A 6,656-nucleotide genomic window follows, 5' to 3' on the forward strand; every position below is an offset into this window, starting at 1 on the left:
CAGCCCGCTCGTGCCGATCAACGACTTTTTCAACAGAATAGGCACGGAGCAGCCTTGCGGCTCTCTGCCGGCGATAATCAAGACCTATTGCAAGTCGACATTTAGTGGGCCACTGGTCCGGCTGAACATGCAAAAGCAGCTGACAAGAGGGTCAGTTTTGCTCGCCTTGCTTTGCCCAAAATACAAGGGAAAACACTGATTTTTTACCGATTCGAGTCTGGTAAATTGCTCATTGGTGTCGGGCTTGACACCAAATCCACTGAAAACGCCGTAAATCATGGCACTGCGAGTCCGGCCTCGGGCACCATAGTGCAAACTAGGGTGGCGGGTAAATCGAAGTTGAAATTGATGAGCTGAGGCAACAACGTTCATTGCAGACAGCCACCCTTGAGGTGGCTTTTTTGCGTCCAAGCGCAATGCAGGTACTTTGTTACTTCCCACGACGGCAGCGTCAAAAGACTCGTCAAAGGCAGCGTTTACACTGGAGCATCCGTGCGGCGTCTTTGCGCCCAGCCTCCCATCGCGGCATCTTGAGAGCGACGACATTCCTATGCCCCATATCCCTCCAGTTACCAAAGCCTTTATGTTGGCTTGTGTGGGTTTTTACTGCGCCTTTTTGCTCCTGCCCCGCGGCATGCAGATCCCCTTTGAGTTGTGGCCCTTGCAGTCGGGCCGCTTCATGCCCTGGCAGCCCATCTCCTACGCCTTTTTGCATGGCGGCGAATTCCATCTGTTTTTCAATATGCTGGGCCTGTGGATGTTTGGCTCGGAGTTGGAGCGCGTCTGGGGCGCCAAGCGTTATACGCAAATATTGGTTGCCAGCACTCTGAGCGCAGCAGTGGTGCAGTTGATCGTGACCTTGCTGATGGGATCGATGGCACCGACGGTCGGCGCCTCGGGCGCGCTGTTCGGCCTGTTGCTTTCCTTTGGCATGCTTTTCCCCGACCGGATCATCGTGCCGCTGTTCCCGCCTATCCCGATGAAGGCCAAGTACTTTGTGGCCATCTTTGGTGCGCTGGAATTGCTGCTGGGTTTGAACAACAACAGCAGCGTCGCGCATTTCGCCCATCTGGGCGGCATGTTGGGCGCATACCTCCTGATTCGCTACTGGCGTGGCGGCGCGCGCCGACGCTGATCAGGCCACAAGGCCAGCGGCAATCTGGCCATAAAGCAGCCTCAGTCCTAACTCGGTTTTCAGACGCTGATTGATCAGCCGCCTGGACTCGCTCATGAAACTGAGTTGCATAGGCGACATCACATCATGAGCCTGCGCGCGGCTCACCCGCTGAGGACGCGGCAGACCGCAAAGATCGGCCGCCAGATCGAAGTAGTCCCCCATCAGCATTTCGCTGTCATCACAGACATGCAGCACGCGCTGATTCGGACCTTTGGACAGCGCCAGAACGCAGGCGCGCGCAAGGTCATCGGCATGTATATGGTTGGTGAACACATCGTCCTCGCGCCGCAACACCGGCGAGCCACGCGCCAAACGCTCGCGCGGATGGCCACCAACCCGGTCGGAAGCATAAATGCCGGGGATGCGCAGAATCGTCACCGCCGCCCCATGTTCGGCGCCGAAGCGGCGGATGCGCTGCTCGGCATCCACCCGGCGCCGCGCCCGATCGGTACCGGGAGCGGCGGGCCTGGACTCGTCAAACCGAGCGCCTTGGCAGTCACCGTAAACCCCAGTCGTGCTGGCGTAAATGAAGCGCTTGGGGCTCTGGCTGCGCGCCAGCGCCCGCAGCAAATTGGCCGTGCGCCTGTCCTCGGCGCCACTGCTTGCCGGCGGCGCCAGATGTAACACCACATCGGCAACGCCGCCCAGGCGCGCCAGCGTTTCGGCTTGATCCAGATTACCCATCAGCACCCGGGCACCCGCCCCACGCAGCTCCGCCAAGCGCCCTGGGCTTGAACTCAAAACCAGCACTTGCCAACGCCCGGCCGTGCGACGCAGCTGACGCAGTACCCGCATGCCCACGTCACCGCAACCGACGATCAACAAACGGGGCCGCCCGAACTTGACCGGGTAGGAACCCGCAGCCAAGCCGGCTGTTGAAGAGGGGATAGCAAGCGATCCGAGGGACATGTTTCAAGCTCAGGCAAAATAGCGGCTCAGTGTACGGCCCGGCTTTCCCGGGCCGCCTTGCATTTAGAAGCGTCATCACATGAATTTCCAGGTCACCGTACAGCCCAGCGGGCGCGTCTTTTCCGTCGAACGTGATGAAACCCTGCTGAGCGCGGCCATACGGGGCGGCATCGGCCTGCCCTATGGCTGCCGCGACGGCGCCTGCGGATCTTGCAAAAGCCGCCTGCTCGAAGGCCGCGTGATTCACGGCGCCCATCAGGCCAAGACCTTGACCGAAGCCGAAGAAGCCGCCGGCTTTGTGCTGACCTGCTGCGCCACGCCGCAGACCGACTGCACCCTCGAAGCCCGCACCGTGCCGGGCGCCGGCGAATTCCCTGTGCTCAAGCTGCCCAGCCGCATCGCCAGTGTGGAAAAGCCCACGGCCGATGTTGCGGTCTTGCGCCTGCAACTGCCGGCCACCCAGAACTTCCAGTTCCACGCCGGCCAGTATGTCGAGTTCATCTTGCGCGACGGCGCCCGCCGCAGCTACAGCATGGCCAATGCGCCGCACAGCATGCCGGGCTTCATCGAACTGCATATCCGCCACATGCCGGGCGGCAAGTTCACCGACCACGTCTTTAGCGCTCTGAAGGAGAAAGACATCCTGCGCATGGAAGGCCCGTTCGGCAGTTTCTTCCTGCGCGAGGACAGCGACAAGCCCATCGTGCTGCTGGGCAGCGGTACCGGCTTCGCGCCACTGAAAGCCATCATCGAGCGCATTCAGCATCTGGGCCTGACGCGGCCAACCACGCTGTACTGGGGCTGCCGCAGCAAGGCCGATCTGTACTTGCATGATTGGGCGCTGCAAGCCGCCGCCAGCACGCCCGGCTTGAGCTACGTCCCGGTGCTATCCGAGGCCAAGGCCGAAGACGGCTGGACCGGCCGCACCGGCTTTGTTCATCAAGCGGTGATGGCCGACTTGCCAGATCTGTCGGCTTACCAGGTTTATGCCTGCGGCGCGCCGGTGATGGTGGACTCGGCCAAGGCCGAATTCGTCGCCAAATGCGGCTTGCCGGCTGAAGAGTTTTACGCCGACTCTTTCACTTCCGAAGCCGACAAAAACCAAGCTCAATCCAACTGAAGGCCAGACTGCGCCATGATGTTTACACCGCCCTATGTCGCCGCTGAATGCTTCGAGGCGCAGTTGCGCGAGCAAGGTGCGGTGGTCATTGCGCCCAGCAGCCTGCCCGCCACGCTGGCTTGCCGGCTTGAGGACTTGGCCGAATTGCCCAAGTTCTGGGCCGACCTGCCGCCGGACGCCTATCTGCGTGACGGCGGCCGCTACCGCTTTCGTCGTCACGGTTGCTTTGTCGCTGAAGTTGGCGCTGAGGGCCAGGTCTTGACCCCTGTTGCGCACCGCGCCCATTGGCAACCGCTCGATTACAACGCCTTGCACGGCGGGATCGAACGATGGTTCGAACCTTTGGCGGAGGAGCTTTGCCAGTTGCCGGTTTGGCGGCAGCTGATGTTCGGTCTGGCCGGCGTGGCCTCGCGCCTGAAGGGTGAGCGCCGCTGGTTCATCGAAGCGCACCAATTTCGCATCGACACCACCGACGGCATTGGCCGCCCAACGCCGGAGGGCGCGCACCGCGACGGCGTGGATTTCGTCGCGGTGTTTTTTGTAGGACGCCATGGCATCAAAGGCGGCGAGTCGCGGGTCTTTGACGCCAATGGTCCGAGTGGGCAACGTTTCACCATGAGCGAACCCTGGACCCTGCTGCTGCTCGACGACGAGCGCGTGATTCACGAAACCACGCCGATTCAACCGACGGCCGACCATGGCTACCGCGACACCTTGGTCGTCACCCTGAGAGCGGGTGGTTTTCAGGCTTTGTGAGGAAATTTGCGGCTTTTCAGCCCCAGCCCATTTGGCCGGCTGCCTGCACCCCCATTACACTTGCCGGCCTCGGCTACCAAAAGCAGCCGATTCCTGGGCAAGCCAGCCCGTTCAACCGCATCACGAGTGCCATCAAGACATGAATGCAATTTCTGATTTCGCGCGCGCCATCGCAGCCGCGCCCGCTTCATCCATCCCTTCTTCCCTGTTCGGTCTGCCCGACCAAGCCCCGCATGAGCGCGTGTTGCTGGCCGCCGACGCCGAGACCGGCCTGAAGGCGATTCTGGCCGTGCACAGCACCGCCCGTGGGCCTGCTTTCGGTGGCTGCCGTTTCTGGACCTACGACAACGAATTGGCCGCGCTGAACGACTCGCTGCGCCTGTCGCAAGGCATGAGCCTGAAGAACGCCTTGGCCGACCTGCCCTTTGGCGGCGGCAAGGCCGTCATCATCAAGCCGGCAGGCCAGTTTGACCGTCCCGCCCTGTTCGCCGCCTTTGGCCGCGCCGTGCAGTCTTTGGACGGCGCCTACATCACCGCCGAAGACGTCGGCACCACCACCGCCGACATGCTGGGCATGCAGGCCCAAACGCAATATGTCAGCGGCATCCCGCGCGCCGGTGCATTTGGTGGCGACCCTAGCCCCAAGACCGCTTGGGGCGTGTTTGTTTCGATCGAAGCCGGCGTCAAGTTGCACCTGAAGCGCAGCTCGCTCGAAGGCGTGCGCGTGGCGATCCAAGGTCTGGGCGCGGTCGGCTGGCATCTGGCCGAATTTCTGCACAAGGCCGGAGCCAAGCTGGTCGTCACCGATGTGGACTCCGCAAAAATTGCCCGTGCGCAGCAACTGCTGGGCGCGCAAGCGGTCGGCATTGACGAAATCTTGTCGGCCGATGTCGATGTGCTGGCGCCATGCGCCTTGGGCGCCGCGCTTAACAGCGTCAGCGTGCCTCAAATCCGCGCTCAGCTGATCGCCGGCGCGGCCAACAACCAATTGTCCACCGCCGCCGATGGCGACGCCTTGCAGCAGCGCGGCATCTGCTACCTGCCCGACTATCTGGTCAACGCCGGCGGCATCATCAGCGTGGCCCGCGAGTACCGCAACGAGGGTGAAGAGTCGGCCGTGATGGCCGAAGTCAGCCGCATCGGTGAGCGTGTCGCCGAATTGCTGGAGCGCGTCAAGCTGGAGAACTCCACCCCCGGCCGCGTCGCCGACGCCTGGGCGCGTGCCAAGCTGGTCAAGCCGGTCTGAGCATCCAAGCACCCAACAAAAAGGCGGCCACTGGCCGCCTTTTTTCCACCCGGCCGAACCCTCACTCGCCTAGGTAAGCCGCCCTGACCTTCGGGTCATTCAGCAGCGTCTTGCCCTCGCCCGTCATCGTCACCAGGCCCGACTCCATCACATAGCCCCGGTTGGCAATCTGCAGCGCGCGGCTGGCGTTTTGCTCCACCAAGAGGATGGTCACACCCTGCTTGTGGATGTCGTTGATGACCTCAAAGATCTTGTCCACCATGATGGGGCTCAAGCCCATCGAGGGCTCGTCCAAGAGCAAGACCTTGGGCTGCGTCATCAAGGCGCGGCCCATCGCCAACATCTGCTGCTCGCCGCCCGACATCGTGCCGGCCAGTTGCAGCCGCCGCTCTTTGAGGCGCGGGAAGATCGCGAACACTTTGTCGATGTCGTCCTCGATGCCTTTTTTGTCGCTGCGGATATAGGCGCCCATCTGCAGGTTCTCGGTGATGGTCATGCGCGTGAAGGTACCCCGCCCTTCCGGCACCATCACCAGGCCTTGCTTGACCAAGTCCCAAGCACCCTGGCCCTTGATCGATTTACCCATGTANACCCCGCCCTTCCGGCACCATCACCAGGCCTTGCTTGACCAAGTCCCAAGCACCCTGGCCCTTGATCGATTTACCCATGTACTCGATGTCGCCGACGGCGACAGGCTGCAGGCCCGTAACGGCCTTGAGCGTAGTGCTCTTGCCCGCGCCGTTAGCCCCGATCAGGCTGACCAACTCGCCCTGCGCCACTTCGAAGTCCACGCCCTTGACGGCTTGGATGCCGCCGTAAGCCACCTTGAGCCCGCTGACTTTAAGTAATACGTTTGCTGTCATTTGGTTGCTCTTTCAGTGGTTCTTGTGACCGGCGCCCAGATAGGCTTCAATCACTTTCTCGTTGCGCTGCACGTCGTAGGGCGTGCCTTCGGCAATCTGCTTGCCGTAGTCCAGCACCGAGACGCGGTCGCACAAACCCATCACCAACTTCACATCATGTTCGATCAACAGGATGGTGCGGCCGTCCTTGCGGATGCGGTCGATCAACTCTCTGAGCACCACCTTCTCGGTCGCGTTCATGCCGGCGGCCGGTTCGTCCAAGGCGATCAGCTTGGGGTCGGTGGCGAGTGCTCTTGCAATCTCCAGGCGGCGCTGGTCGCCATAGCTCAAGGTGCGTGCTTTGAACTCGGCGTACTTGCCGATGCCGACATAGTCGAGCAACTCCTGCGCACGTTTGGCGATCGCGGCCTCTTCGTTCTTGAAGCCGGGGGTGCGGAAGATCGCGCCCAGCAAGCCGGAGTTCGTGCGGATGTGGCGACCCACCATCACGTTTTCCAGCGCGGTCATCTCAGCAAACAGCCGGATGTTCTGGAAGGTGCGTGCAATGCCGGTCTTGGCGACTTCGTGCACGGCGGTCGGCGCATA

General features: G+C 61.9%; 7 protein-coding genes and 1 pseudogene. 5 read left to right on the top strand and 3 right to left on the bottom strand.

The window, feature by feature from the left end; translation table 11 throughout:
- The coding region (locus LNV08_RS22770; RefSeq protein ID WP_263536038.1) for a hypothetical protein at positions 1-199 on the top strand (199 nt) is incomplete at its 5' end.
- Between the two features lie 435 nt (positions 200-634).
- Positions 635-1,135: a rhomboid family intramembrane serine protease gene (locus LNV08_RS22775; protein WP_263536039.1), complete on the top strand. Its 501-nt coding sequence runs from the start codon at positions 635-637 to the stop codon at positions 1,133-1,135.
- On the opposite strand, the gene LNV08_RS22780 is transcribed toward LNV08_RS22775, so the two are convergent.
- Entirely contained in the window at positions 1,136-2,065 is a 930-nt protein-coding gene (locus LNV08_RS22780) for an SDR family oxidoreductase (protein ID WP_414858789.1), read from the bottom strand.
- A gap of 100 nt (positions 2,066-2,165) precedes the next feature.
- Here LNV08_RS22780 and LNV08_RS22785 point away from each other — a divergent pair, with 100 nt between their 5' ends.
- From LNV08_RS22785 to LNV08_RS22795, 3 genes are all read left to right on the top strand, one after another.
- Positions 2,166-3,206: a CDP-6-deoxy-delta-3,4-glucoseen reductase gene (locus LNV08_RS22785; RefSeq protein ID WP_263536041.1), complete on the top strand. Its 1,041-nt coding sequence runs from the start codon at positions 2,166-2,168 to the stop codon at positions 3,204-3,206.
- A gap of 15 nt (positions 3,207-3,221) precedes the next feature.
- A complete protein-coding gene (locus LNV08_RS22790; protein WP_263536042.1) occupies positions 3,222-3,962 on the top strand; it encodes a 2OG-Fe dioxygenase family protein in 741 nt (246 codons plus the stop codon).
- A 139-nt stretch (positions 3,963-4,101) separates the two neighbouring features.
- Positions 4,102-5,208, top strand: a complete 1,107-nt coding sequence (locus LNV08_RS22795; RefSeq protein WP_263536043.1) for a Leu/Phe/Val dehydrogenase — start codon at positions 4,102-4,104, stop codon at positions 5,206-5,208.
- A 61-nt stretch (positions 5,209-5,269) separates the two neighbouring features.
- On the opposite strand, the pseudogene LNV08_RS22800 reads toward LNV08_RS22795, so the two are convergent.
- Both LNV08_RS22800 and LNV08_RS22805 read right to left on the bottom strand, forming a co-directional pair.
- Positions 5,270-6,071: pseudogene (locus tag LNV08_RS22800) on the bottom strand (ABC transporter ATP-binding protein).
- A 12-nt stretch (positions 6,072-6,083) separates the two neighbouring features.
- The coding region (locus LNV08_RS22805) for an ABC transporter ATP-binding protein (RefSeq protein WP_263536044.1) at positions 6,084-6,656 on the bottom strand (573 nt) is incomplete at its 5' end.

The organism is Paucibacter sp. TC2R-5 (assembly GCF_025717605.1).
Lineage (GTDB): Bacteria > Pseudomonadota > Gammaproteobacteria > Burkholderiales > Burkholderiaceae_C > Paucibacter_A > Paucibacter_A albus.